The following is a 25,375-nucleotide window of genomic DNA, read 5'->3' on the forward strand; positions in this document are numbered from 1 at the left end:
CGCACCAGGAGGTGCCCTTCGAGAGGCTGGTGGAGGAGCTGCAGCCCGAGCGCGACATGAGCCGCGGCCCGCTCTTCCAGGTGATGTTCGTGCTGCAGAACGCGCCGGGCGGAGCGGTGAAGCTGCCAGGGCTGACGCTGGAGGCGGCCGAGTCGTCGGGCAAGACGGCCAAGTTCGACCTCACCCTCGGCATGGGTGAGTCGGAAGAAGGGCTCTCCGGAGGCCTGGAGTTCAACAGCGACCTGTTCGAGCCGGAGACGGTGGAGCGGCTGCTGGGGCATCTGCGGGTGCTGGTGGAGGCAGCGGTCGCGAGGCCCGAGACGCGCCTGGCGGATCTGCCGTTGATGGGTGAGGAGGAGCAGCGCCGGCTCGTGTCCGAGTGGAGCGGGACGCGAGTGGAGTACCCGCGCGAGGCGGGCCTGCACGAGCTGTTCGAAGCGCAGGTACAGAGGACGCCGGAAGCGGTCGCGGTGGAGTACGCGGGCCAGCGGCTGACGTACGCGCAGCTCAACCAGCGCGCCAACCAGCTCGGGCATCACCTGAGGGGCATGGGAGTGGGCCCCGAGGTGCGCGTGGGGCTGTGCGTGGAACGCTCGCTGGATCTGGTGGTGAGCGTGCTGGGTATCCTGAAGGCGGGCGGTGTGTACGTGCCGCTGGATGCCAGCTACCCGGTGGAACGGCTGGCCTGGATGCGGCGCGAAGCCGGTGTGGCCCTGTTGGTCGCGCAGGAGTCGCTGCTCAACAAGCTCGCGCTGCCGGATGGCGAAGCCGTGGTGCGCGTGGATACCGACTGGCAGGCGCGCATCGCTCGCCAGCCGGACAGCAATCCGCGTCCCGTTGTGGGTGGCGACAACCTGGCGTACGTGATGTTCACGTCGGGAAGCACGGGCAAGCCGAAGGGCGTGGGCGTGCCGCACCGGGCGGTGGCTCGGCTGGTGCTGAGCAACGCGGGAGTCCAGGGAGCTGCGGGAACGGGCCTCATGGCCACCGGTGTGAGCACCGGCTCCGCTACTGACGCGGCAGCCGACTACGCGCACTTCGGACCGGAGGAGGTGTGGCTGCAGCTGGCGCCCATCTCGTTCGACGCTTCGACGCTGGAAGTCTGGGGTGCGCTGCTGCATGGCGCGAAGCTGGTGGTGTACCCGGCGGGCACTCCGTCGCTGGAGGAATTGGGCCGTGCGCTGGGCGAGTCTGGCATCACGTCCCTGTGGCTGACGGCGGCCCTCTTCGAGCAGATGCAGGCGAGGCAGCCCGAAGCGCTGGCGCGAGTGAAGCAGGTGCTCGCGGGTGGCGACGTGCTGCCGGTGACGCGAGTGAAGGAGCGGCTGGCCTCTGGAAACGTGCTCATCAACGGGTACGGCCCGACGGAGAACACGACCTTCTCCGCGTGCTACCGCATGGAGGGAGTGGAGGAGCTGGGCGCCTCGGTGCCTATCGGCCGTCCCATCACGAATACGTCCGCGTACGTGCTGGACGCCTCCCTGCGCCCGGTCCCGGTGGGAGTGCCGGGCGAGCTGTACGTGGGAGGAGAGGGCCTGGCGGTAGGGTACGTGGGCCGGCCGGAGCTGACGGCCGAGCGCTTCGTGCCCAACCCGTTCGGCGACGGAGAGCGGCTGTACCGCACGGGCGACCAGGTGCGCTGGAGGAAGAACGGCACGCTGGAGTTCCTCGGCCGCAACGACACGCAGGTGAAGGTGCGCGGCTTCCGAATCGAGCCGGGCGAGGTGGAGACGGCGCTGGCGCAGCACGCGGGCGTCAGTGAGGCCGCCGTCGTGGCGCGGGAGGACGGAGCCGAAGGCAAGCGGCTGGTGGCGTACGTGACGGCGAAGGAGGGCGCGGCACTGGACGTGGCCACGCTGCGCACGCACCTGAAGCAGCGGCTGCCGGAGTACATGGTGCCGTCCGCGTACGTGGTGCTGGACGTGCTGCCACTCACACCCAACGGCAAGGTGGACCGCAAGGCCCTGCCTACGCCGGAGAGCGCGTCCGAAATCCACAGGCATGAGTACGTCGCACCCCGCACGCCGGTGGAGGAAGTGCTGGCCAGCCTGTGGTCGGAGGTGCTGCGTCAGGACAGGGTGGGCGTGCGCGACGACTTCTTCGCGCTGGGTGGCCACTCACTGCTCGCGACGCAGCTCGTGTCGCGGGTGCGTGAGTCCTTCCAGGTGGAGCTGCCGCTGCGCGAACTGTTCGAGTCGCCGACGATCGCGCAGCTGGCCCTCCGCATCGAGAGCGCACGTGCCATCACCGGGGGAACGCAGGCGCCGCCTTTGAAGCCCGCGCCTCGCGATGGCGCGCCGCCGCTGTCCTTCGCGCAGCAGCGCCTGTGGTTCCTGGAGCAGCTAGAACCGGGGAGCACCGTCTACAACGTGCCCTCGGCGGTGCGACTGTCCGGCTCGCTGGACGCAGGCGCCCTGGAGCACGCCTTCCACGAGCTGGTCCGCCGCCACGAGTCGCTGCGCACGACCTTCCAGGTCATGGGTGGCGCTCCCGTGCAGATCATCGACCCGCGGGGCCGCGCACGGCTCGACGTGGTGGACCTGTGCCACCTCTCCGAGTCCGAGCGCGAGGCGGAAGCGCGTCGGCGGGCCCTGGAAGAATCCCAGCGCCCGTTCGACCTGGAGCGGGGCCCTCTCCTGAGGACGACGCTCCTGAAGCTGTCGGACCAGGAGCACGTGCTCGTCCTGGTGATGCACCACATCATCTCCGACGGCTGGTCCATGGGACTCCTGGTCCAGGAACTCGCACAGCTCTACGCGGCGTTCTCCCAGTCGTTGCCGTCTCCGCTGCCGGAGCTGCCGCTCCAGTACGCGGACTACGCCATCTGGCAGCGCGGCTGGCTGAGCGGTGACGTGCTGGACGCTCAGCTGGGCTACTGGAAGCAGCAGCTCGACGGCGCACCCCGGCTGCTGGAGCTGCCCACGGACCTGCCTCGGCCGGCGGTGCAGTCCCTGGAGGGAGCCTTCGCGCCGTTCTCGCTGGGCCGCGAGCTGTCCGAGGCCGTGAAGGCGCTCGGCCGCCGCGAGGGCGTGACGCCGTTCATGGTGTTGCTGGCGGCGTTCCAGGCCGTGCTGGCGCGTTACTCGGGCCAGGAGGACATCTGCGTCGGCTCGCCCATCGCGGGCCGCACGCGCGGCGAGACGGAGGGCCTCATCGGCTTCTTCGTCAACACGCTGGTGCTCCGCACGCGGCTGGACGGCAATCCCTCGTTCCGCGAGATGCTCGCCCGCGTGCGCGAGGTGACGCTCGGTGCCTACGCGCACCAGGACGTACCCTTCGAGAAGCTCGTCGAGGAGCTGCGTCCCGAGCGCAGCCTGAGTCACTCGCCGCTGTTCCAGGTGATGCTCACCCTCGACAGCACGCCCAAGGCGGCGGGGCAGGGGATGTCCGGCCTGACGCTCCAGCCCGTGGAGGTGGAGCACCGGGTGGCGCGGTTCGACCTCACGCTCGGTCTGGCCGACGGCGAGGACGGACTCACTGGAGGCCTGGAGTACAGCACCGCCCTGTTCGAGCGCGCGACCGTGGAGCGGCTGCTCGGCCACCTGAAGGCGCTGCTCGAAGGGGCCATCGCCCGGCCGGAGCAGTCCGTCTTCGCGGTGCCCCTGCTGCGCGACGACGAGAAGCGGCGGCTGCTGGTGGAGTGGAACGACACCGGCTCGGCGGGTCCGGCGGACGCGTGCATCCACACGCTCGTGGAGCGCCAGGTGTCCGCCACGCCGGACGCGGTGGCGGTGAGGGCCGGCGCGGTGGCGCTGACGTACCGCGAGCTCGACCTGCGGGCCAACCGGCTGGCGCATCACCTGCGCGGACTCGGCGTGGGGCCGGAGGTCCGGGTGGGCCTGTGCATCGAGCGCACGGAGGACCTGGTGGTGGCGGTGCTGGGCATCCTCAAGGCGGGCGGCGCGTACGTGCCGTTGGATCCCGCGTACCCGCGCCAGCGGCTCGCGTACATGCTGGAGGACGCGAAGCCGCGGGTGCTCGTGGGACAGCGGCGGCTCCTGGAGTCGCTGCCCCCGTCGGAGGCGGCCTGGGTGGCGCTCGATGAGGCGCACACCCTGGCGTCCGCGCGCGGGGACGCACCGGTCTCCGGCGTCGCTCCGGACCATCTGGCCTACGTGCTGTTCACGTCGGGCAGCACGGGACGCCCCAAGGGCGTGGCGCTGGAGCACCGGAGCGCGGTGGCCTTCCTGCGCTGGACGGCCCGCGCCTTCGCGGCGGCTGAGCTGGCCGGCGTGCTGGCCTCCACCTCGCTCAACTTCGACCTGTCCGTCTTCGAGCTGTTCGCTCCGCTGACGCGCGGTGGCGCGGTGGTGGTGGCGAGGAACGCGCTCGAGCTGCCGTCGCTTCCGGCGGCGGACCGGGTGACGCTCATCAACACGGTTCCGTCGGCCATGGCGGAGCTGGTGCGCGCCAACGCGGTGCCGGGCTCGGTGAGGACGGTGAACCTGGCCGGCGAGCCGCTGGCCAACTCGCTGGTGCAGGCCATCCACCAGGCGGCGCCCGGCGTGGAGCGCGTGCTCAACCTGTACGGGCCCACGGAGGACACGACGTACTCGACGTGGACGGTGGCGCCCCGGGGCGCGCGGCGGGAGCCGACGCTCGGCAGGCCGCTGGATGGAACGCGCGCGTACGTGCTGGATGCGCTGGGGCAGCCGGTGCCCCAGGGCGTGGCCGGCGAGCTGTACCTGGCCGGCGCGGGCCTGGCGCGCGGCTACGTGGACCGGCCGGAGCTGACGGCCGAGCGCTTCGTGCCGGACCCGTTCAGCCAGGAGCCCGGAGCGCGGCTGTACCGGACCGGAGACCGGGTGCGGTGGCTGCCGGAGGGCGTGCTCCAGTACCTCGGCCGCATCGACCAGCAGGTGAAGGTGCGCGGCTTCCGCATCGAGCTGGGCGAGGTCGAGGCCGCGCTGCGCCAGCAGCCGGACGTGCGCGACGCGGTGGTGCTGGCGCGTGAGGGCCGGCTGGTGGCCTACGTCGTGGCCCGGTCGGGCGGGGCGCTCGACGCGGCGGAGCTGCGGCGGTTCGTGAAGGAGCGGGTACCTGACTTCATGGTGCCCGCGGCCTTCGTGACGCTGGACGCGCTGCCGCTGACGCCCAATGGCAAGGTGGACCGCAAGGCGCTTCCGGCGCCGGAGGTCCGCTCGGAGCCGGCGCGTGCCTACGTGCCGCCGCGCGACGAGGTGGAGCTGCTGCTCGCGCGAATCTGGGAGGAGCTGCTGGGCGTCGGGCCCATCGGCATCCACTCGGACTTCTTCGAGCTGGGCGGACACTCGCTCCTGGCCATGCGGATGATGTCGCTCATCCGCGAGCGCCTGGGACGGAGCCTGCCCGTGGTGTCGCTGTTCCAGTCGGGCACGCTGGAGGAGCTGGCGGCGCGCCTGCGCGAGGCGCCGGGGCACCTGTCACCGCTGGTGCCGCTCACCACGGGAGGCTCGCGCCGTCCGTTCTTCAGCGTCCACCCGGTCAGCGGCAACGTCCTGCCGTACCTGGAGCTGGCGCGCGCGCTGGGGCCGGAGCAGCCGTTCTACGCGTTCCAGTCGCCCGGCATCGACGGAGAGGGCACTCCGCTGGAGACGGTGGAGGCGCTGGCGGCGCGCTACGTGGAGGAGCTGCGCGCGGTCCAACCGTCCGGCCCGTACCGGTTGGGAGGCTGGTCGCTGGGAGGCGTCGTGGCCTTCGAGATGGCGCGGCAGCTGGAGCAGCGAGGGGAGCGGGTGGAGCAGCTCGTGCTCATCGACGCGTATGCCTTCGACCAGCGTCCGCCGGAGGGGGCAGGGGAGTCGTGGCTCGCGGCCCGGTTCGTGGAGTTCACGGCGCGGCTCGTCGGACTGCCCGTGCCGGAGCTCCGCGAGGAGGAGGTGCCCGGAGGCGATGCGCTGCTGAGTCGCTTGCTGGAGGCGGGCCGCAACGCCGGTGTCCTGGCGCGCGGCGTGGGCCTGGAGCAGCTCCGCGCGCTGTACCGAGTCTTCGCGAGCAACCTCCGTGCGCTCTGGGACTACCAGCCCGGTGCCTACGGTGGTCGTGTCACCCTGGTTCGCGCCAGTGAGACACAGGTGCCCACGGGGCCGGATGGTGGCTGGGCGATGCTCGCGGCCGGAGGCGTGGAGGTGCACGAGCTTCCGGGTGACCACCACTCCGTCCTCCACGCGCCGAGCGTGGAGCTGCTCGCGAGGAAGATTCAGGAGTGATGGCACAGAGGCGGCGGGTTCGGTTCCCGCCGCCTCCAATGAAAGCAACCCGCCGCTCTGAGCCCGGCCAGCCCGCCTGCCGGAACTGAGCCCTCGGCGGGGCTGGGACAACTGGCAGACGGCGCAGTAACGGTCGCTCCAGTGGGCGAACAACGAGCCCAACGCCCACGGCAGCCAGGACGAGGTCTGGTACGGCCGCTTCGATATTCCGCCGTACATCTCGTTCAGCACCATCCAGTTCGCCTTCTACGTGGATGACGCGTCCGGCAACCGCACCTGGAACAACAACAACGGGCAGAACTTCGTCGTGTACCGCTGAGCCGCGCCTGGCTCCGGGCTCGAGCGTCTCGAGGACCGCGCCGCGTTCTCGTTCTACCCTGACCGGCCGCGTAGGCCATGCCGCCGTGCCCTCCGTCACTGCAGGGCGCACGCCGCGCGCAGGAAGAGGGTGAGGACGTCCGAGAGGAGCCTCACGTCCTTGAGCAGCACCCACCGTCCAGGTGAAGGCTCATGTCTTTCATTGGCCACGCGTCCCACTCCCCTGGTTTGATTTTTGATTGAAGGAGGGACGACCCTGGGGGCCGTTCATGAAAACCCATCGCGGCGCTCCTCCTGGATCGGTTTCTTCACGGACTCCAGGAGGTCCGATTTTTTTGGGGTTTGACCTGCCATTGGTTCCAGGCAGTATGCGCCGGACTGTCCTCGTCTTCCGGACAGCCGTTGAGCCGCAGTGGTGCCACTTCAACCCGAGAGACGTCATGAACCTGCTCCGCCGCTCCCTGCTCCTGATCCCCGCCCTCTTCCTCGCGCCGCTGTCCGCCAGCGCGGCGGCTCCCTACTACCCGTACTGTGACTACAAGTGCGTCGGCCAGTGGGAGTGCAGCACCCCGTGCTGGGACTTCGACAGGACCATCACCACGTGCGGAGAGTACTTCGGCGTTTGCGATGGCCTGACGGCGCAGCCGTCCGAGGTGCAGGCCTTCGTGCAACCGGAGGCCGCCCAGCAGGAGACCGATGACGCGGCGCTCATCTGCCGCGCTCCCGTCGAGCAGGCCCAGGGCTGATCACCCATCGCGGTCACTCATTCCTGGAGCGGTGTCTTCACGGACTCCAGGAATGAGGTTTTGATCTGTCTCCGAACACTCGAGAGCTGCCGCTGCCCGGCGTGCTGCCGGTGTGCCTCAGAAGTGCAAGCGGTAGCCCACCGACAGCGCGGCGGTCCACCCGTCGCCAGAGCCCGCCTGACCGCGGAGCAGCTCGGCGCCCAGCAGCAACGGGCCGAGGCCCCCCTCCACCGCGGCGCCCCAGGTGCCGAGCTCCCCGTCCAGCAGCGGCAGCCAGCGGGCGCTGAGCACCAGGCGCTGCGCCCTGCCGTCCAGCAGGGCCAGGGCGAGCTGCGGCCCGGCGAGAAGCGCGCTCGTCGCCTGCGTCTCGCCCGTCACGGGCGCGGTCGCCTGCACGCGCTGCCACTCGGCCGAGGCTCCCAGGCCAATGCGCCCCAGCCAGAAGCGCGCGCCAGGCACCACCCGGAAGAGCTGCTGTTTGGCCGTGCCGCCCAGCTGCCGCAGGTACTGACCCTGCGCGTGCAGCTCGAGGCCCGAGGCCATCCCGCCCTCGAGCGGCGGCTCCCCGAAGAAGCCGAGGCGCAGGCCCAGTGTCGCGCCGCCCAGGTAGGTGTTCCCGGAGTCCAGCGTGCCTGGCAGCGAGAGGCTTGCGCCGCTGGCGGCGAGCGAGAGCTCCCTGCCGGGGCGCGCCCGCGGGTCCTCGCTCCGCGCGAGCGTATCCGCGTGCGCCTTCGCGTCCTTTTCCCGGCGCTCCTCCCCCTCTGCCTCGAGCCGGCGCAGGCGCTCCTCACCGGCGCGCTGTTCCTGCTCCTGCAGCTCGAGCGCGGCGTACTTCGCGCGGCGGGCCTCCTCCTGCGCCTGGGCCTTGCGCGCGTCCTGGGCCACGCGCGCCTCGCGCTGTTCGGCCTCCTCGCGCTGCAGGGCCTCACGCTGGGCACGCAGCGCCTTCTCGCGCGCCTCCTGCTCGGCCTTCAGCTGCGCCACGGCGCGCCGGTGGGCCCCCGCGCGCTCCTCGGCCTGCTCCGCCAGTTGCTCGGCGCGCTCGCGCGCCTCCTCCCGCCGCTGCTCCTCGGCGCGGGCCTGTGCCTCCAGCTTGCGCCGCTCGGCCTCGCGCTCCGCCTTCTCGAGCTGCGCCTCGCGCCGACGCTCCATCTCCTCCTGCTCTTGCGTGAGCTTTTCGCGCTGCTCCCGCCGCAGGCGCTCCAGCTCCGTGCGCTCCGCGGCCAGGCGCTCGGCCCGCTCGCGTTCGGCCTGTACACGTGCCGCCTCCAACCGCGCCGCCTCCTCGCGCTGGGCCTGCACACGCGCCGCCTCCAACCGCGCCGCCTCCTCGCGCTGGGCCTGCAACCGCCGCTGCTCCTCGGCGCGGGCGCGCTGCTCCGCCTCCATGCGGGCGCGCTGCTCCTCGGCGCGGGCGCGCTGCTCCGCCTCCATGCGGGTGCGCTGCTCCTCGGCGCGGGTGCGTTGCTCCGCCTCCATGCGGGCGCGCTGCTCCTCGGCGCGGGTGCGTTGCTCCGCCTCCATGCGGGCGCGCTGCGCTGCCGCCTCGCCCGCGGCATGCTCCTGCTCGGCCTGTGCGTCCGGCTGGATGGTGCGGGCCTCGATGGTGGCAAACGCAGGCGGCGCGGGCCTCGATGCGGACGGCGCCGGCGTGGCGGCCGCCAGGAGAGGGGCCTCCGATGGAGAGGCACTCGCTCCGGACGCCGTCGGTGCAGCGGGCATCGATGCAGCGGGCATCGCGGCAGCCGTCATCGGCGCAGCGGACGTCGCGGCAGCTGCCATCGGCGCAGCGGATGTCGGCGCAGCGGACGTCGGCGCAGGCGCCACCGGCGGGACCGCCGCCGCTGGGGCCGCCCCCGGAGCGGCCACGGCCGCCGCGGGCGTGGGCGCGGCCACATGCTGGGCCACGGCGGGAACGGCGACTGCGGCACCCGACGTGCCCGCAGCGCTCACCACCGCGCCGCCGGGGCGCTGCCCGCAGCGCGCGAGGGCGCCCTGCGTCCAGGTGGCCCACCGCAGCGCCTCCGCGTGCACCTGCCGGTGCGTCGAGGCGTGGATGCGGCGCTGGCGGGCCTGCGCGGCGAAGCCTCCCTGGGTAAGGTCGCAGTGGGCCGGGGCCTCGACGTGCGCAAGGGGAAGCTGGAGGTCGAAGGCCTCACCGCCCACGGGCGCGGCGAGCTGGGCGCGGAGCGCCGCCTCGTCGTGCGCCGCGGCGCGGGTGTTCACCGCCTCGGCGTCCGTGCGACAGCGCTTCAGCGCGCCGTCGCACAGCTCGCCGGGGATGCGGCAGGCGTTGGAGGCCTCCTCCAGCGAGCGCGCGAGCCGCTCGTCCGCCTCGGCCGCCGCGAGCAGTAGCGCTGCGTCACGGGGCGCCGGTAACGCGCAGTCCTGCGCGCGGGCGGGGAGGGAGAGCAGCGCCGCCACGACACAGCTCAGGGCGGCGCAATTCAGGAGGGCAGGGGCAGGGGGCGTCCTCACGGAGGGAGACAATAGCGCCCTTCGGAGCGGACTCCGAGTGCGCGCCCCTGGCAGGCTGCTGAAAAACACCGGTGCGGGATCGCCCTTCTGGGAGTGCCAGGCGGCAGGTTCGATTCCCGCCGCCTCCACATTTTAGGCCGTGATCACGGCTGGTTAGCAGCACCTTCCAGCCGTGTTGCGTCTATGTCGCGTGCCGGCGCAAAGGGCGCGTCGAGCACCGCGACAGCCTGCTTCCGGGTCTCGGGGCTCAGGTGGGCGTAGCGCATCGTCATTTCGATGGTCGCGTGCCCCATCAGCTCCTGAATCACCTTCAGCGGAACCCCCTTCATTGCGAGGTGGCTCCCGTAGGTGTGCCGCAGGTCGTGCCAGCCGATTTGCCCCTGCTCGCGGGTGATGCCCGCCGCCCGGAGCGCCCGACGTAGCGGCGCCTTCAACGTCCCTTCGGTGAGCTGCTGTCCGTCCTCATGGCAGAACACGAAGCGGCCCCGAAGGTGCCGGTGTGCCTTGAGGGCATCCACCACGGACGCAGGCAGCTCGACCGCCCGCTCGCGCCCGCCCTTCGGCAAGCCCTCCACCCCGCGCCAGATAGTCCGGCGAACGTGAAGGGTGCTCCGCTGCCAGTCCAGGTCGGTCCACTGGAGCCCGATTAGCTCCCCCAGCCGCAGCCCCGCCTTGAGGGCGACGAGCAGCACGGGACGCCACTCCAGGTCAGCAGCGGCGACAAGCCGCTCGGCTTCGTCGAAGTTCAGGAAGTCGAAGGCAGCCTTCGGCACCTTCCCGAAGAGCTTCACGCGCGGGGCCTGCGGGATGACCCGTTGCTCTTCCGCGAGCGTCAGCAGCTTGTGAAGCACGGTCAGAACGTTGTTGATGGTCTTCAAGCTCAGGGGCTTGGGCTCCACGTCCTGCCGCTTCCGGATCGCCGCCTTTGTGGGAGCTTCCTTCCGGGCGCGAGCGGCTGACTTCTTCTTCCGCATTAGCGCCTTGAAGTCTTCGATTTCAGCCGGGCCGATCTTCGCGAGCGCCATCTTCCCGAAGAACGGAACGACGTGATCGGCAAGGATCTGCCCCTTGCTCACGACGCTTGAGTGTTTGTTGTTGTTCTCGCTGTAGGTGAGGAAACGCGGGGTGAACTCCGCGAGCGTGATCGGGCTTTCCTCGCCGCACTTCTCCTTTCCGAAAGTCCCATTCAGGAGGGCTTGCCGCAGCTCGCGCTCGTATTGCTGAGCACCGCGACGGGTCTGCACGGGCGACGTCTTCGTCACCCGCTCTTCCCGTCCGTCTGCGTGCTGAAACACGATGTCCACCGTCCAGCTCTCCTGAATCTTCCCGGCTTTGTTCTTCCACTTCCGCGACCTGACGCTCATTGCTTCACCCTGCCGTCAGGACCGCGTCCCTTACCGGGGGAGGACTCTACCAGGGCGGCACGGCGGATCCGCAGCGCTTTCCCCACGCGCACGACCCCGGGTATCTGCCCCAACCGGATCGACTCACAGAGCGTCTTCCGGTTCACGCGCAGGAGACCGGCGGCTTCGTCGACGGTGAGAAACTCGGGCGCGCTGGAGCCCGCTTCCGTGGGCATCTTCATCGCAGGGCTCAGCTCCCGTTGCTGGGCGTCGCGTGACCCGGTCTGGGCTCGGCTGTCGAGTTCGCGGCACCGGAACTCGTCCCGGCAGCGCTACGCGGTCCCGTGAGAGGAACGACGTTCGTTGCGAGCGCCGTTGCATCGTCGCCCGTCTGATGCCACGGAGGTAGCCAGCCCCGCGTCTTGCTGTCGCGCTGCTCAGTCCAGCCCGCCGACTTCAGCGCGGAAAGGAAGGTTCTCTTCTGCGGTGGATGCTTTTGCCCCACCACACGGCAGAAGCCGCAGACCGCCGCATACAGCACGTCGTTCGTGAACGCCTTCGTCTTGCCGACCACGGGCCCCGGAGGCGCGTGCATGTTCGACGGCGCGTTGGGACTCTTCGTCGCCCAGTCGAGAATCTGGCGGTCGCGGTCCGGGCTGTCGCTCAAATCGCGCAGGAACTGCTCCGTCACTGGCTCGCTGAGCTGCTGAAGCTCCTCACGGGAAGCGTTCGCGTGCGGCCTGCGGACTCGCCGCGCGTCCACGGCGCGGTTGACCATGGCGTGAGCGAAGGCGGCCACCTGCACCATGAACTCGGGCGTAAAGGCGTCGTCCTCACTCGGCGCGTGCAGCGATTCCAAGAACTCCCGATGCGTCATGCCGAGGTCCGGGTGCTGATACTCGGCGGGCTTGGTCTTGTTGTGGAACACCGTCCAGCGGCGGTCGTTCTCCTCGATTTCGATTGGCTTCGTTCGGTTGGTAGCGGCGAGGAGTCCGGCGCGGTTTGATGCTGGGGTTCGGGGAACGCCCTTGCTCTCCAGGAAGACCTCGCTATCGGTGATCATCGCCTTGAGCCCGTCGCCGAGCGAACCGCCGCGCTTGTGGTTGTCGAGCAGCTCGTTGGCGAAGATGAGGAGCTTCGTAGCGAAGTGGAGGTTGTAGGGCTTGGCCAGGTCCGCCTCGCCAATCTGGACGCAGTTGGAAGGCCCCAGCAGGTGCGCGAGCACGCGATAGAGCGCGTTCTTTCCGGAGCCCGGGGGCCCTTGCAGAAGGATGGCGGTGCCCGGCCTGGAGCCCGGATTCTGCACCTTGAACGCGATCCAGTTGAGCAGCCAGTCAAGGCCGGCTTCGTCTTCGGCGAGCCAGAGCAGAACGCGGCGCACGTCGGACCAATCGCCCGAAACCGGCACGAGCGTAGGAGCCTCCCAGGTGTTGACCGCGAGCGTCTCGTCCTTACGCATGAGGAGATCGGGCGCGTTCGGCTTGCACTCAATGGCCATGACGCCCGCGCAGAGACCCGGCACGTTGGGTGAAGCGGCCAACGGGCTGACTCCACGCGGCCACATATTTCGCGGGTCCACCAGCCCTCGCAGAATCAGGTAGTCCTCGGCTGCCTTCTGCGTCAGGAACTCCGGAGCGAAGCCGCGCCCATCGTGGCGCCGTGCAAGGTAGCGCTCCAGCGGAACGACCTTCACGAGCGGCAACTTAGCGACCTGGGCAAGCGCTGCTTCCGTGTCGGCTGCGTGGGCCAGCGCGTCACCGGGATGGATGGTCGTGCTCATTGCTCGCCCCCATTAAGATGGCCAGCGCTGGCCGCCAGCCCCAGAGCACGGCGCCATTCCGCATACTCCGCTTCCCGTTGGGCCACTCTCTGGCGGTCCCATTGCGTGAGCTTGGCGCGAGCCCCGCGCAGCCCTCGCAGCGCTTCACTCCACACGTCGCGGGAGGGCTCCAGCCGCACGAGCGCATCGAGCGAGCGGCGCGCGGTTTCGAGGAGGCTTTCCGAACTCTCCTCGGGCGTGGCGACGCGGGCGAGCATTTCGGTCAGCTTGTTGATGCCCAGGTGCCGCTGCCCGTCGAGCATGAGCACTTCGCCCGCGTCCATCTGCGCGAGAACCGTCACGGCGTCGGGACGCTTGAAGCGCCGGAGCCGCCTACGCACGTCGTTGGGGTCAGCCGCCCGCGAGCCGTCCACCTGTTCTTCATTGGGACGCTCGGCATAGCGCGCGAAGGGCTGCCGCAGCAGGGGACCGAACTCGGCCTGCACGTCGAGCGGCTGGCCCTGGTGGTGCTCCGGGGCTGGACGTGGCAGCGCGTTGCAGGGGTCCCAGCTTGGCAGGTAGTAGAGCCGCGCAACGTCCTTGCAGGAGATATCGGCCTTCAACGTGGCTTCCGTCAGGCCCCCGAGCCCCACGCACTGCATGAGGCGCGGCCAAAGGCGCTCGGACCAACGGCTCGCCGAGCCAACGGGCACGGGCTCACTGAACGGGAAGACGACGCGGTAGCGGATGGGCTTCGCGGTGCGCCCGTAGGAGTGCGTTGGGTAGGCGAGGAACCACAACCCACGGCGGCGCAGGCTCGCCAGCCACGCATCCAGCGCGGCCTGCGTTTCACCGTCGAAGTCCACGATGCCCAGAGTGACGTAAGAGAAGTTCGCGTTGCGGCGGTAGGGTGCTGGCGTGGGTTGCCCGTCCTTGCCCTCGTAGAGCCCATCGGCGCAGGGCGGATGCGGCTTGGCCGGGATGATGGCGCGGCCGTCCTTCTCCGGACGCACGAGCGGAGCGGCGGCCACCTCGTAAAGAGCGCCCATCAGCTCGCCCGCTGAGCCGAACTCCACGACATCCAGGCTCCCGGGAGTGAAGCGCGAGTCAGTCAGGCAGACCGTCCAGGAAGCGGGCACCTGCGCGGGGGCCGACGCTCGGTTTCCCGCGTCAACATGGGACGGCATGGGGGGAGCTGTGACGGAAGTCCCAACGCGCTGGGGCTCCGTCATTGCTCCGTCACTGGGGTTTTCACTCTGTACGTGACGGAGTGACGGAACTCTCTCTTCCTTAAGGAGAATAGAGAGAGAGGGGAAGGAGACACGAGCTGCGTCAGTCATTCCGTCACCCCCTCGCGACGTGGGGCAGGCGTAGCGACCGGCGTCAGCGCGTTGGGGTCGGCGAGCATGTAGACGCGCGGCACCGCACCGCGCACGCCGGGTCTGTGACGGTGGGACACGCGCACCGCGCCAGTGGCCAGCAGAAGGGTCAGGGCCCGTCGAGTGAACTGTTCTCCGGAGCCGAGGTGCCCGCGCAGCTCCTTCACGGTGAGGCCATCAGGCCCGGCTTGGGTGAGTGCTGTGATGACGTGAGGAATGGACTTTTCGAGAACTTCAATCATGTTTGTTTTTCGTTGTTTCTCCCATCGCGGTAAATGCGTGCGTTTTTTGGCCGGTGGTTCACGGGCACTGGCACCGATGGGCGAACGTGCTCCGCTCGCTCGCAACCCAAAGGGCCTAGCATTCCGCAGCCTGCCCTCGCGATGGACGGACCTGGAGACGCCCCCCCGGTTCGGATTTCCGCAGCCCGGGCACTTGGGACCGTGCTCGGCGGTCGTACACGCTCAGAAAATTTCCAAAAAATCTCGCGGGTTCGGTTGGGTTTTACCGTCCGTACCCCTCGAAATCTTGCCGAAACCGCCCCCGTAACCGGCTGGATGCCGATGCGTCGGCTACGGGCAGAGCAGGTACACTCGCCCCGCGCCACGGTCCCCAGGTGCCGCTGCCCGCCCTTGGCACCGCACTCGCCCGCGCGTCGGCTGCCGCGCTCCTGGAGCCCCTCTACAGGCCCGCCGTGCTGTCCCTCGCGTCTGGTGGCTCCAATGCCCGGCTTTGGCCCGGCCAGCAAGCAAGCGCGCCCCAACAGACTCCGACGCCTTCCGCATGCAGCTCGGCAGAAGTGCGCGCCGACGCCGTCAGCGGCGAATGAGCCACAGACAAAAACCGCACCCATTTACCGGGTGCAATGCCGAACCCGATCACACGCTCTCTTCAGCTCGCCGCCGTTCGGAAGGATGCGGCTGCACCGACCGCCGTCGAGGCTGGCAGCGGTCGGCGTGTCTACACGTTCCGGGCGAGCGACGGTGACTTCGATCGCTACTCCGACCGGCTGAACGCCAAGGGTTGGAGGATCGACGGGTACAACGTGAACGGCGTCGTTCTCTTCAATCACGACGACGGCGTTCAGGCTGCACTCACGGGGGCTGAGCCGCCGCTTCCCATCGGTAAGGGGCGCGTCTACGTCGAAGGCGACGCGCTGATGATCGATGTCGAGTTTGACGACGACGACGACTTCGCGAAGCGCGTCGAGCGGAAGGTCGCGAAGGGCATCCTCAACGCTGTCTCAGTCCGCTACCTGATGCTCCCTGGCCAGTACCGCGCGAACGATCGCGGCGGCTTCGACTGTGACGCTCAAGAGCTGCTCGAAGTTTCGATCGTGACGATCCCGGCGAACGCGCGAGCTGTGCGCGCGAAGTCGCTCGACGGTGCGGGTGAAGACATCGTCGAGCGCATCGCGAAGCGGGTCGTCGAGCTGCTCGACGCACGCGCCGAAGCGAAGGCCGACGACGACGAGAACGACAAGCCTGACGCGAGCGCCGAGCCGGCCGACAAGCCTGACGAGCCCGCGCCCGCGAACGAGAGCAAGCCCGATTCGGGCGAGCCGCCTGCCGACGCGCCGAAGGCAGACGACGACGAAGAGGAAAGACGAAGGGTTTCAACGCAGCCGACGCCGCGAAGCAATTCGTCGAGGCATTCAAAAGCTACATCCGAGGAGTGTGAAGTAATGACTCACGAGCAGATCACGAAAATGGTGAAGGCGCTCGGCCCCGAGGTCGCGCGTGAGCTGATCAACGCTGCGGCCCGAAGCGCCCCCGGCCGCGTGGGTACAGACAGGGCGACGCGCGAGGGCAGCGTCTACGCAAGCGTCGCGAACTTTGGCGCGTTCACGAAGAGCGTCATCGCCTTGGGTCGCCGCACGGGCGCGGGCGAGCTGCTCGACGCCGCGAAGCGCTTCGGCAATGCCGACGTGCAGAAGGCGGTTCAGCTCAGCAAGTTCGACAGCGCGGGCGTGCTCGCACCGATCCAGCAGAGCGGCGAGGTGATCGAATTCCTCCGACCCGAGGCCGCGCTGCTCAAGCTCGGCGTGCGAACCCAGCCGTTCAAGGGCGAGTTGCACATGGGCACGCAGACGGGGACTTCTGTCTTCAAGTGGGTTGGCGAGGGGGAGACGGTCCCGAGGAGCGCGCCGAAGTACGGGAAGCTCGTGCTCAAGGCGCACAAGGCGATGGTCCTCACCGACGTCAGCAACGACCTGCTGCGCACGCCGGGGGTCGGTGACGCGAGCGTCGGTGAGGACATCCGCGCCACCGTGGCTGATGGCCTCGACGACGCTGGCTTCAACGGTGACGGCACAAGCGCCGCGCCGAAGGGGCTCTTCGTGCAGCTCGACCCCGCGCAGGTCTTCGCGAGCACGGGCACGACCGCCGCGGCATACCTGGCCGACATCGATAGGGCGGTCGAGCTGCCGCTGACCGCGCATGTTCGCATGGGCACTGCGGCGTGGGTCATTCACCCGACCCGGGCGACTGCGCTGATGCAGCTCAAGGACACGGGCATCTTCATCTTCCGTCAGGAGATGCTCGACAAGGGCACGATCCGGGGCTTCCCCTTCGTGATGACGACTCGCGTCCCCGTGACGAAGATCGTCTTCTCGGCGGACTGGCGGCAATTCATTTACGGGATCGACGAGAATCTGATCCTCTCCGAGCACGACACCCGAGCCGAGCACGACGAGACGACCATCCGCGCGATCGTGAAGGGCGACTTCAAGCTGCGCCAGCCGAAGGCGTTCAGCTCGATCACCTACTAAGCCGACTGGGTGATACCGGGGCAGCTCGCACAGTGCATGCGGAAGACCTGCCCGCGCTCGAAGCTGGCCGTCTTGGGGGGAACCACGACAACGCGGTTCTACGCATGCTGTCGGCCAGTGCGCCGTCGCTCGTCGCGGGTTTCTGGGAGAGGTTCGCCCGCGACCTGGACTTCGAGCCGCTCGGGGTCGAGTGGGTGCCGGAGACCGCGCAGCCCCTCAAGCGCGGCAAGCTCCGCCTGATGCGCGGTCACGTCTGGCATCGAGTCCAGGAGACGGGCACATGCACGGGCCCCGACGCCCCGTAGACGAGGCGCGCTTGCTCGTGGCTCGTGGAGCCCGGCATTTAATCGCTCGCTCTAGCGGGGGGGCTGCCTGGAGACACTCCCCCCCGGTTCGGATTTCCGGAGCGCCGTCACTTGGAACCTTGCTCGGCGGTCGTACACGCTGGGAAAATTTCCAAAAAAGCTGGGGCCGCTGATTTTGCTGCGTGTTCCCCCTGAAAACTTGCCGAAATTGTACAGCTTTGCCTGTCGCTTTCGAGTCCGCTGAGTGCAAGCCTAGCAGGCTGCCGCTACGGCATGACTCATCGCTCCTGAGCCGGTGCGCGAGTCCTGCTGGCCGCCCGCTCCGAAGCGTTGGTTATTGCGATCTGAGGGCCCGCCACGATTCCGCTGCGCCAATGCTCGAGGCCTCGGATGGCCCCGTTGGCGAGACATTCGTTGCGTCGTTCCTAGCGTTCGCAGGCGGCCCACGATGCCATTTTCCCTAGCCGGTGCCCCGGGGGGACCCTGCGTGTTCGTTGCTACGCTCCCAAGGCTTTCCAGCGCCTTTGGTCGGTACCGTAGCTGCCGATTAATGGACCGCCCAGCCGGCACAGAGCTGCTAATGCTCGCGGCAGAGCCATCGCACGCCGCGCCGAGCGCCGGTGCGAATAAACGCTCCTCTCCCTTGTCGTGGCTCGCCGCTGCTTGGGGGGCCGCCATGGGGGCGGTTGTCGAGCAAGCGGCTCATGCCTGCTCCTTCTCCGCTCACTCGTTGCGCGCCAAATCTGCCAGTACAGAAGGCTGTCAATCTACTTGACGATGCCGCAATTGCTGCGGTCTCGTCACCGAGTGGTACGCAGCAAGAGATCAATGTCCTGAGCATGGGCCCATAACGCCGCGAGCAACTTGTGAAACAGTGCCTCATCTAGAGGTAATGGTTGATCAAGAACTAGAGAGGGGATCGAGCCTTTGCAGCCCTCAAACGTTCGATCGTCGGTCAGTCCACGAGAGTGAACAATGCAGTTCCGAAACAACTGAGCTGCATGGAGATGCTGCAAGTTTAGCTTGTGCTCTGAATCCGCTTTGACAACATTGATTCCAAGCACGGAGTCAACGGCGGTAGGACGCTTCGAGTAGTTTTCCCCGAGAACTTCGGCAGTCCGATGCCCGACCCATAGTCGCTTAACGAAGTCCGCTGCTGTCTCCGCTGATGTGGCTTGGTCGATTGGAATCTGCATCTTTATCGACTTGTCGGGAAGGGGTTCGTCTTCAAGGTGCTTACGAACCGTTCGTTCCAAGAATGCTTCGTAGTGTGCAACAGCATCTACCAAGCAAAGTTGTCGCAAGCGAGACGACTGTCCATCTACAAGCGACTTAAGCTCTGAGGTGGACAGGTTAAGATGGCTGGAAACCGATGTGGGGATAGCGGCGCGCGCAGTTCCTGATGCGGTGGCCGCTTTGAGTGCGTGCGCTCCAGCAACCGCAAGCCAGTAAAAATGATTTATATCCGTCAGCGCATCTTGGAACGCGGCGAGAGCATCGGAAACTGGCGGGCGGTGCTCTCGTTTCGGCAACACGCGTGCAGGTCGTTTATTCGCCATCGGTAGCCTCCAAGATCAAAATACAATGCGGCGATGAAGGTTCTGGTCGTCTATTCATCTGCCCTCTTGGGGCTACCTCAGTTCACTAGAGCTTGTTTCTGTAGGATACGCTCCTGTCAGGCGACTCCTCCGGCGGAGAAGTTGTCCGGATTCCTAGCCGAAGCCGGCTCTAGGGGGATGTTTGCAGTTGGGTTGGCTGGGGGGGGATATCGGGAGTCGGCGCAGGCCGAGCGTCTTCAGTCGCCTTCGCCACTTCGGCTGTTTGTAGGCGTTGTATTTCACTGCGCAGCCAATCTCGATAAAAGTGCGTGTTGGTAAACGTCGACGTCTGACCAGTGCCAAGACTGGCAACCCCAATGATTGAAGGTGTGCCCCCTCCCGCATCTTCTCGCAAGCAGGGCCCGCCACTGTCACCTCTGTAGATATGTGGTCCTGGCTGCGTCACCTGAATTTTCTTTCCTCCCTCAATCGATGTCCTTGATATAACGTTCCTTCCAGAGCGCCGGTGTCCATAAATCCCGCCGACTATCTTGTCGAAACCGAACCCAACCATCGTTCCAGCTTCACTTGTCCGCGCCTCTGTGTCGGACAGAATGGCACTACCCCAATTGCTCTGTACGTCTTTTTCAAGAAGCAGGAGGGCCAGATCGGCATCGCTTGAGGAGACTGTTTCTTTGTTGTTTGCCATCGTGATGAGGATCTTTAGGTTGGGATGAGGAATAACATCGGTAACGCCATGAGGTGTGCTCTTCAACTCATAGCGCTGCCGGGGGCCTCTCCTAGTCATGATGGTTACTGGCTCATAACGAACAGTAGTTATTTCGACCTCGGAAGCACAGTCAGAGCTATCGATAAGCGCTTTCCCTTCGTCTCCTGGAGTGGTGGCTGGCTTCATTGCGCATACGCAGTGTCCAGCTGTGAGAACAAGGCGAGGGCCAATTAGAGTGCCGGTGCATCTTCCTCTGTTTGCAATTAATGGGTCGGAAGATGTAACCATTACAACAAATGGGAAACGATTCTCTTCGTCTACGGCCGCATCCAGAACAAAAAGTCTTTCGTCAAGCTGCTGTATCTCTTGTGCTGTCGTGGGCGCTGTCGTGGGCGCTGTCGTGGGCGCTGTCGTGGGCGCTGTCCCTTCGCTGTTCACAAGAATAAGCGCATCAAGCTTTTTGCTAACAGACTTGACTGCCTTGGCGGTGTCGTGAATAGCAGCCTTCTTGGCGGGTGTGGGTGTGTTTGGATTGACTTTTAGTATGTCCCCATCCAAAGCAAAGCTGCGGTTTGGTGACAAGGTAAGGACTGCAAGAAGGGACGCGAGAAGCTGAGCAGTTCTGTAGTGTCTAATGCTCATTGGGGCTCCCAATTACCATACGGCGAATGGGATGAATGCATCGTCGCCGAGAACAAATGCGTCAATTCGGGCGCTAAGGCCATAGTAAGTTGTGCCTGAAATGAAGTCGCGGCCGATGCTGAATGCAATTGGGCCCAAGCCAAGAAAACCGCTGATGCCAAAGCGCCCCTTTACCTCATCGCTTTCGCCGCTTCCGACGCCGGCGTTCAATGCAGCGCCTAGCATCACCATGGGAGAAAGTGTGAGATTGCCGTCGCCATTGTAAATGCCCTTGCCAATCATCAAGGCGGCTCCGCCTCCTATTTCAAGCTTATTGCCAAGAATCGCTTCTCCATCCTTCACGCGGAGTTCTGTGAAGCCAACGGGCAGCGTTGCCGTAAGCAGCAGGATATTGTAGCGCTTTCCAATTTCTTTCTCTGCGTTCAAGAGTACTGGTTGGCCTAGGCGCTGTTCAGCTAGGATGCGCTCAAAGGCTTCACCTCCAAAGACTTGGGCATTCGCGCGCCCGGACAAACAAATGAAGCAGAACAGCAAAAAGATGCTTGGCCTCATTTCCCCTCCCGTTTGACATTTGTGCTGCGAAGACTCCCCACATCAAAGAGTGGCTTCTGTGCAAAAGTCAACCCCCGGCGCAACTGGCTCACAATGCTCCTAAGCTCCGTTGTCGGTAGATCGCCCGGTAATTCCTCCGTAGGAGGGGTGGCTTGACAGAACGATGTCCTGCCGCAGCAGGCTCTAAGGAATTCCGCACCGCCTGGTGTGGCTGAACTACTGGTCGGTACCTGCCGCACGGGCCATCGGGTTGCCATCCCCTGCGCGCGACGCCGAGTTGCTGTCACGGGTGCGGCGCACGGCATCGGGTGGCTGGGCCGCGCAGCTCACGGACGCGCCGCTTGACCTGGACAGCCCCGCCCTCCTGGGCGCGCTCCTGCGGGTCTATGGTCGATTCCCGGAGATCGGCGGTCGCACTGCACTTTGCCCCCTCCGTGCCGGGGCGAGGGGGCTGCTCCCTTCCGTAGGGAAGGAGGGCGCTGCGCATTCGCAGGCGGTGGTAGCGTGCCCCGTCTTCGGAGGTCAGGCACCATTGCTGCTACCCGTTAGATTGGCCCTTGCGCTCGTGCTGCTGGGGGGAGCTGCGCCGCGAGCCGAAGCCGCCCCGCCGCGCACGAAGCGAGAGCGGCCGGTCGCTGTCGTCGTGAACCCGGCCGAACCGTTGCCCGAGATTCGCGTCGAAGCGGCAGCCCCGACGTTACTGTTCTTCCCGACGACGGTCGCGGAAAGCACGCTCACTGTTGACGAGAAGCCGCGCACGATCGACACGGCGGCGGTTCCGGGCGACGGGTCGCGGATTCGGGTGCTCGACGTGGGCAAGCGCTCGATCATCGTTCAGCCCGTCGAGGATCTTCGGGCGGGTGAGCGACACGAGCTTGCGGTTTTCTTCGCGGACGGGCGCGCACCGGCACGGGCCGCATTCGTGCTCGTGACCGACCCGGCCGAAGCGGACGCACGGATCGACGTGGAACGCCGCGAGCCGCCGACAGCCGCGTGCCCTGCCGAAGCGCCGCGGCCCCCTCCCAGGCCGGAAGACTTCGTGCTGCTGGGCTACGTCGACGAGAAAGGGGTCAGGAGGGGCGCGGTTCGCCCGGCTAAGGATGATGCGCTGGGGTTGGAGTCAGGGCAGGGCAGCTCGTATCGCGGGGCAACGTGGGCGCTGGTGGACGTGGTGATCGTCAACTCGGCCGGTCAGCAACCATGGACGCCGCGCGAGGCGATTTTTAGGGGCAAGCGGGGCGCCACGCTGCCGGCTCGGGTCGTGACAGTAGGCAACGGGGAGATTGCTCCGGGGGCATCGCTTCGGGTGCTCGCCGTTGCGGACACGTTGCCGGCGAGCGTGGGCGAGGTCTTCGCTTTGGAGGTGCGCGGTTCGGGTGGCCGTAGCCTTGTGATTCCGGGTGTCCGCTTTACGGAGGGCGACCAATGACGTTGAACCTAATCCGCCTGCCATCCGGCACGGTGATTGACGGATGGCACGTCGTGAAGGAACTAGGTAACGGCGGGTTTGCTGTCGTCTACCTTGTGGAGAAGAACGGCAAGCCCCACGCGCTCAAGCTCGCGCGACACCGCGACGCTAGCGGGGACGAAAAGAAAACCCATGCCCGCGTGGTGCAGGAGTTGGCGATCCTGTTGACGCTGAGCCATCCGAACATCGTCAGCCCGCGCGGGTTCGGGTACGCGGAGACGGGGAACGTGTTCCTCGTGCTGGATTACGTGGACGGCTGGACGCTCGGAGAGTGGAAGGAACGCAAGCACCCAACCGCGCACGAGATTCTGAGCGTGTTTGTGAAGCTCGCTTCGGCGCTGGCTTACATGCACAGCAAGGGCATTCTTCACCGTGACTTGAAGCTAGAAAATGTGCTGATCCGGAAGAGCGACGGAGAGCCGGTCATCATTGACTATAGCTGTGCGACCCACGGCCACGCGGACGAATTGACCGACGAGGGGCTGCCCCCAGGCACAGACCGTTTCCGAGCGCCTGAGCAATTCAGATTTCTGCGGGCGCACCTTGACGAGCACCGGGCGCGTTACGCCTTCCAGGTGGCCGACGAGATCTTCGCGTTGGGCGCGATGCTCTACGAGCTGCTGACCGATGCGCGACCGACTCAACACCGCGATCGCTTCACCCTCAATCACCCGATTGCCGCGCCTCTAGCTGCAAGGGTGGTGAACCCTCGCGTTCCGGCAGCGCTCAGCGACCTAGTCGAATCCATGCTGTCCCGCGATCCCACACGGCGCCCCGTCGATACCGAAGTGCTTCGTCGGGAGCTGGCGGAACTTCTGGAGGACCCGGGGGCGGACTACACAGCGCCAGTGCATCCACCGTCCGAGCAGCGGCAGCCCGAGCCCGCCGAAGGTGGGGCGCCGGCTGCGTTGGCGCCGAAGGGCAAGCCCCGCTCGCTCAGGCTCGGGCAGCTCGCGGCGGGTGCCGCTGTCGTTGTCCTTGCCGCCGTCGTGGCCCTCTGGAACGTCCCCCAGGAAGCGCCCACGCCGCCCGCCGAGCCGCACGTCGCCGCGCGCGCGGTGCCCCCTAACGTCCCTTCCGCGCCCCTCAAGACAGTCTCGCCTGATATGTCAGCCCCCGCCCCCATGTTTCCGGGGGACGCAGGCACCGCACCTGCCGCCGTTCAGGAGGATGTTTCCGTGAAGACCCAGCGACCCGAAGCCCCTAAGCAGGCGCGAGCCGGACGTGCCCAAACGGCGCCCACCTTGCCGGACGTGTGCAAAGGGCTCCCGCTCGTCGCCGCCCTTGCGATGGGGTGTCCGGGTGTCCAGGTCAGGCCGGAACCTTTCACCTGCCCAGCGGGAGCGCAGGAGGCAATGCGCGACGAGCTGCATTGGCGCGTTGACGGCGAGCGGTTTCAGCTCGTGATCGACGACCGGAAGGGTCGCGAGGAAGACCCGTGGTTTCCCGCTGGCGCTGACGTGGTGGGGGTCGTCCCGAAGGGCGTGACCGACCCCCGGCATTTGCAGGTCGCGCCCCCAGGCACGCGGTTCCTCGGGGGGAAGGTCTATCTCATTCCCGAGAAGACGCGGGACGGCGATCCCGGGCGGGTGGTCGTGAAGTATGACCGCGTGAAGGTGCCTGGAAAGGACGAGCTGCCCGTGTGCTTCGTGGTGGACTTGCCGGCCGAAGCTGTGAAGGACACGGCGGCGAAGTCCCGCAATTGGGGCACCGGCAAGCCGGTTTCTGAGTGGCCCTGAGCGTCCCCGCAGGGTGACGTGGCGGGTAGGTGGTCCGATTTCGTTCGGGCCCGCTCGTCAACACCCCACCCTGTGAGGGAGTTCCAATTGCCCTGATCCCTTGGGTAACGTGCCCCTGCGTCGCGTTGGCCCGGTGCCCGCGCGACTGGCGGGAGGACCGAGGATGCCGGCAATTGAGTTCAAGCTCCCCAGGGGGGCGATTCTGTTCAACGACGGTACGCACGCCTACGAGTTCCGGGAGAACTTGGGAGAGGCCCACCACGGGCTGAATCTCTTCGTCGCGCGGCGCCGCACGCTTGAGGGGAACCACCCGAGGGGGAAGGTGCTGCTCAAGGCGGTTGGGGTGCCGAGCGGCATGGAGGCTCGGAGCGTCTACCGGGCACGGGCGAAGCTAGAAGAGCAGGTGCGGCTTTCCACGTACCTTGAGCACCCGGGGATCCTCCGCGTTCACGGGCTGCACAAGGCGGAAACGGCTTGGTACGTGATCACCGATCACCCGGTCGGGCACAAGCTCGACGACCTGCTCGCGATCGTTTCGGAGTGCGATCGGTGGTTCTCGCCGTTCTTCACGCTGTACGTCGGCGAGCAGGTCGCGAGCGCCCTTGAGCACGCGCACGGGGCGAAGGACGAAAAGGAGAACCCACTCGGCATCGTTCACCGGGCGATCGACCTGGAGCACGTTTTCGTCGATTGGGAGGGCGGGGTACAGGTCTCCGACTTCGGCCTCGCACTCTCCCGGTTGCCCGGTCGCGTCGTTTCCTCCAAGCGCCGCTTGCCTGGGGATGCCTACTTCGCTTCACCGGAAATGCTTCTAGGGCTTCGCGTGGACGCTCGCTCGGATCTCTTCATGCTCGGGCTCGTCATGCTGGAGCTGTCCACGGGGAAGAACCTGCTCGACGCGCCTGACGGGGTCTCGGAAGAGGCAAAGGCGGCGCTTTCACGAAGGCAGCTCGCCCGCGTCGAGCGCGCCGTCACTCGTGCCCGGCTGGCGGGTTGTGACCCGGTGGTCGAGACGACGATCTGGCGCGCGGCGACCTACACGCAGGCGGACGTGGAGGCGGTAACGGAGAAGCTCCCCCAAAGCCTCCGCCTGCCGCTGTGCAAGCTCCTTCAACGCTTGCCCGCCAAGCGCTACCAGACGGCAGGGGAGCTAGCGACGGAGCTGCGCGGATGGCTCGGCGGGCACTTCGGCAAAGAGGGCGCGGCGGCTGAGCTGATGGAGGTCGCGAAGGTGTCCGGCGAGGCCATGGTCGAGATGGGCCTAGGCCGCCCCCGCCGTCACGGGCTGCCGCAGGACGAGGTCAGCACGCGCTAACTTTCCCGCGTGGGGGCTTGCGCTGTGCGCGTGTCGGCTGGTGGCTTCGCGGTGAGCCCTACTCGCGAACGGCAGCCGCGTCGGTGTTGACGTTGGCGACAAACC

Annotated in this window: 15 protein-coding genes, 1 tRNA gene and 3 pseudogenes; 10 read left to right on the top strand and 9 right to left on the bottom strand. The window is 67.2% G+C overall.

Annotated features, from left to right (window positions below; genetic code table 11):
- Positions 1–11: 11 nt before the first annotated feature.
- The 3 genes and pseudogenes from HG543_RS03370 to HG543_RS03385 form a co-directional block, all read left to right on the top strand.
- Positions 12–6,119, top strand: a pseudogene (locus HG543_RS03370) (amino acid adenylation domain-containing protein); the annotation flags it as partial.
- Positions 6,096–6,226 (top strand) — tRNA-OTHER (locus HG543_RS03375). The pseudogene HG543_RS03370 and the gene HG543_RS03375, both read left to right, overlap by 24 nt.
- Before the next feature lie 720 nt (positions 6,227–6,946).
- A complete protein-coding gene (locus tag HG543_RS03385; RefSeq protein ID WP_169343187.1) occupies positions 6,947–7,252 on the top strand; it encodes a hypothetical protein in 306 nt (101 codons plus the stop codon).
- 117 nt (positions 7,253–7,369) lie between these two features.
- On the opposite strand, the gene HG543_RS03390 is transcribed toward HG543_RS03385, so the two are convergent.
- The 6 genes from HG543_RS03390 to HG543_RS03415 all read right to left on the bottom strand — a co-directional run bounded on the left by HG543_RS03390 (position 7,370) and on the right by HG543_RS03415 (position 14,453).
- The gene (locus HG543_RS03390) at positions 7,370–9,676 is read right to left on the bottom strand and encodes a hypothetical protein (RefSeq protein WP_169343188.1); all 2,307 of its coding nucleotides are present in this window, start codon (positions 9,674–9,676) and stop codon (positions 7,370–7,372) included.
- A 197-nt stretch (positions 9,677–9,873) separates the two neighbouring features.
- Positions 9,874–11,094 carry a tyrosine-type recombinase/integrase gene (locus HG543_RS03395; protein WP_169343189.1) on the bottom strand — a complete coding sequence of 407 codons (1,221 nt, stop codon included), beginning with the start codon at positions 11,092–11,094 and terminating at the stop codon, positions 9,874–9,876.
- Positions 11,091–11,315, bottom strand: coding sequence for a helix-turn-helix domain-containing protein (locus HG543_RS03400; RefSeq protein ID WP_169343190.1), 225 nt, complete (start codon positions 11,313–11,315; stop codon positions 11,091–11,093). The genes HG543_RS03395 and HG543_RS03400 overlap by 4 nt, the downstream gene beginning before the upstream one ends.
- An 8-nt stretch (positions 11,316–11,323) precedes the next feature.
- Positions 11,324–12,853 carry a primase-helicase family protein gene (locus tag HG543_RS03405; protein ID WP_169343191.1) on the bottom strand — a complete coding sequence of 510 codons (1,530 nt, stop codon included), beginning with the start codon at positions 12,851–12,853 and terminating at the stop codon, positions 11,324–11,326.
- Entirely contained in the window at positions 12,850–13,908 is a 1,059-nt protein-coding gene (locus HG543_RS03410; RefSeq protein WP_169343192.1) for a hypothetical protein, read from the bottom strand. Before HG543_RS03410 ends, HG543_RS03405 begins: the two co-directional genes overlap by 4 nt.
- Before the next feature lie 260 nt (positions 13,909–14,168).
- Complete coding sequence (locus HG543_RS03415; RefSeq protein WP_169343193.1) at positions 14,169–14,453, bottom strand: hypothetical protein; 285 nt, start codon at positions 14,451–14,453, stop codon at positions 14,169–14,171.
- A gap of 917 nt (positions 14,454–15,370) precedes the next feature.
- Between HG543_RS03415 and HG543_RS54935 the strand changes: the two are divergent.
- The 3 genes and pseudogenes from HG543_RS54935 to HG543_RS03430 form a co-directional block, all read left to right on the top strand.
- Positions 15,371–15,520 (top strand): annotated as a pseudogene (locus HG543_RS54935) (primosomal replication protein N); the annotation flags it as partial.
- Positions 15,521–15,895: 375 nt separating this feature from the next.
- Positions 15,896–16,981 carry a phage major capsid protein gene (locus tag HG543_RS03425; RefSeq protein WP_169343194.1) on the top strand — a complete coding sequence of 362 codons (1,086 nt, stop codon included), beginning with the start codon at positions 15,896–15,898 and terminating at the stop codon, positions 16,979–16,981.
- Positions 16,982–17,085: 104 nt separating this feature from the next.
- The gene (locus tag HG543_RS03430; RefSeq protein WP_246356725.1) at positions 17,086–17,286 is read left to right on the top strand and encodes a hypothetical protein; all 201 of its coding nucleotides are present in this window, start codon (positions 17,086–17,088) and stop codon (positions 17,284–17,286) included.
- Positions 17,287–18,086: 800 nt separating this feature from the next.
- Here HG543_RS03430 and HG543_RS03435 read toward each other — a convergent pair.
- The 3 genes from HG543_RS03435 to HG543_RS03445 form a co-directional block, all read right to left on the bottom strand.
- A complete protein-coding gene (locus HG543_RS03435; RefSeq protein WP_169343195.1) occupies positions 18,087–18,845 on the bottom strand; it encodes a hypothetical protein in 759 nt (252 codons plus the stop codon).
- A 169-nt stretch (positions 18,846–19,014) separates the two neighbouring features.
- On the bottom strand, positions 19,015–20,196 hold the full coding sequence (locus HG543_RS03440; protein WP_169343196.1) for a trypsin-like serine protease: 1,182 nt from the start codon (positions 20,194–20,196) through the stop codon (positions 19,015–19,017).
- 12 nt (positions 20,197–20,208) lie between these two features.
- On the bottom strand, positions 20,209–20,748 hold the full coding sequence (locus HG543_RS03445; RefSeq protein ID WP_169343197.1) for a hypothetical protein: 540 nt from the start codon (positions 20,746–20,748) through the stop codon (positions 20,209–20,211).
- Positions 20,749–20,950: 202 nt separating this feature from the next.
- Here HG543_RS03445 and HG543_RS56155 point away from each other — a divergent pair.
- From HG543_RS56155 to HG543_RS03460, 4 genes and pseudogenes are all read left to right on the top strand, one after another.
- Positions 20,951–21,154 (top strand): annotated as a pseudogene (locus HG543_RS56155) (DUF5953 family protein); the annotation flags it as partial.
- Positions 21,155–21,313: 159 nt separating this feature from the next.
- The gene (locus HG543_RS03450) at positions 21,314–22,177 is read left to right on the top strand and encodes a DUF2381 family protein (protein WP_343073265.1); all 864 of its coding nucleotides are present in this window, start codon (positions 21,314–21,316) and stop codon (positions 22,175–22,177) included.
- Entirely contained in the window at positions 22,174–23,955 is a 1,782-nt protein-coding gene (locus tag HG543_RS03455; protein ID WP_169343198.1) for a serine/threonine protein kinase, read from the top strand. The genes HG543_RS03450 and HG543_RS03455 overlap by 4 nt, the downstream gene beginning before the upstream one ends.
- A 163-nt stretch (positions 23,956–24,118) precedes the next feature.
- The gene (locus HG543_RS03460; RefSeq protein ID WP_169343199.1) at positions 24,119–25,270 is read left to right on the top strand and encodes a serine/threonine protein kinase; all 1,152 of its coding nucleotides are present in this window, start codon (positions 24,119–24,121) and stop codon (positions 25,268–25,270) included.
- The last annotated feature ends 105 nt before the right edge of the window (positions 25,271–25,375 follow it).

Source organism: Pyxidicoccus fallax, from assembly GCF_012933655.1.
GTDB lineage: Bacteria > Myxococcota > Myxococcia > Myxococcales > Myxococcaceae > Myxococcus > Myxococcus fallax.

Coding starts and splice junctions, on each gene's coding strand:
- HG543_RS03395 (WP_169343189.1), bottom strand. CDS start 11,094: ATGAGCGTCAGGTCGCGGAAGTGGAAGAACAAAGCCGGGAAGATTCAG.
- HG543_RS03440 (WP_169343196.1), bottom strand. CDS start 20,196: ATGAGCATTAGACACTACAGAACTGCTCAGCTTCTCGCGTCCCTTCTT.
- HG543_RS03400 (WP_169343190.1), bottom strand. CDS start 11,315: ATGAAGATGCCCACGGAAGCGGGCTCCAGCGCGCCCGAGTTTCTCACC.
- HG543_RS03425 (WP_169343194.1), top strand. CDS start 15,896: ATGACTCACGAGCAGATCACGAAAATGGTGAAGGCGCTCGGCCCCGAG.
- HG543_RS03455 (WP_169343198.1), top strand. CDS start 22,174: ATGACGTTGAACCTAATCCGCCTGCCATCCGGCACGGTGATTGACGGA.
- HG543_RS03435 (WP_169343195.1), bottom strand. CDS start 18,845: ATGGCGAATAAACGACCTGCACGCGTGTTGCCGAAACGAGAGCACCGC.
- HG543_RS03405 (WP_169343191.1), bottom strand. CDS start 12,853: ATGAGCACGACCATCCATCCCGGTGACGCGCTGGCCCACGCAGCCGAC.
- HG543_RS03415 (WP_169343193.1), bottom strand. CDS start 14,453: ATGATTGAAGTTCTCGAAAAGTCCATTCCTCACGTCATCACAGCACTC.
- HG543_RS03460 (WP_169343199.1), top strand. CDS start 24,119: ATGCCGGCAATTGAGTTCAAGCTCCCCAGGGGGGCGATTCTGTTCAAC.
- HG543_RS03430 (WP_246356725.1), top strand. CDS start 17,086: ATGCTGTCGGCCAGTGCGCCGTCGCTCGTCGCGGGTTTCTGGGAGAGG.
- HG543_RS03445 (WP_169343197.1), bottom strand. CDS start 20,748: ATGAGGCCAAGCATCTTTTTGCTGTTCTGCTTCATTTGTTTGTCCGGG.
- HG543_RS03385 (WP_169343187.1), top strand. CDS start 6,947: ATGAACCTGCTCCGCCGCTCCCTGCTCCTGATCCCCGCCCTCTTCCTC.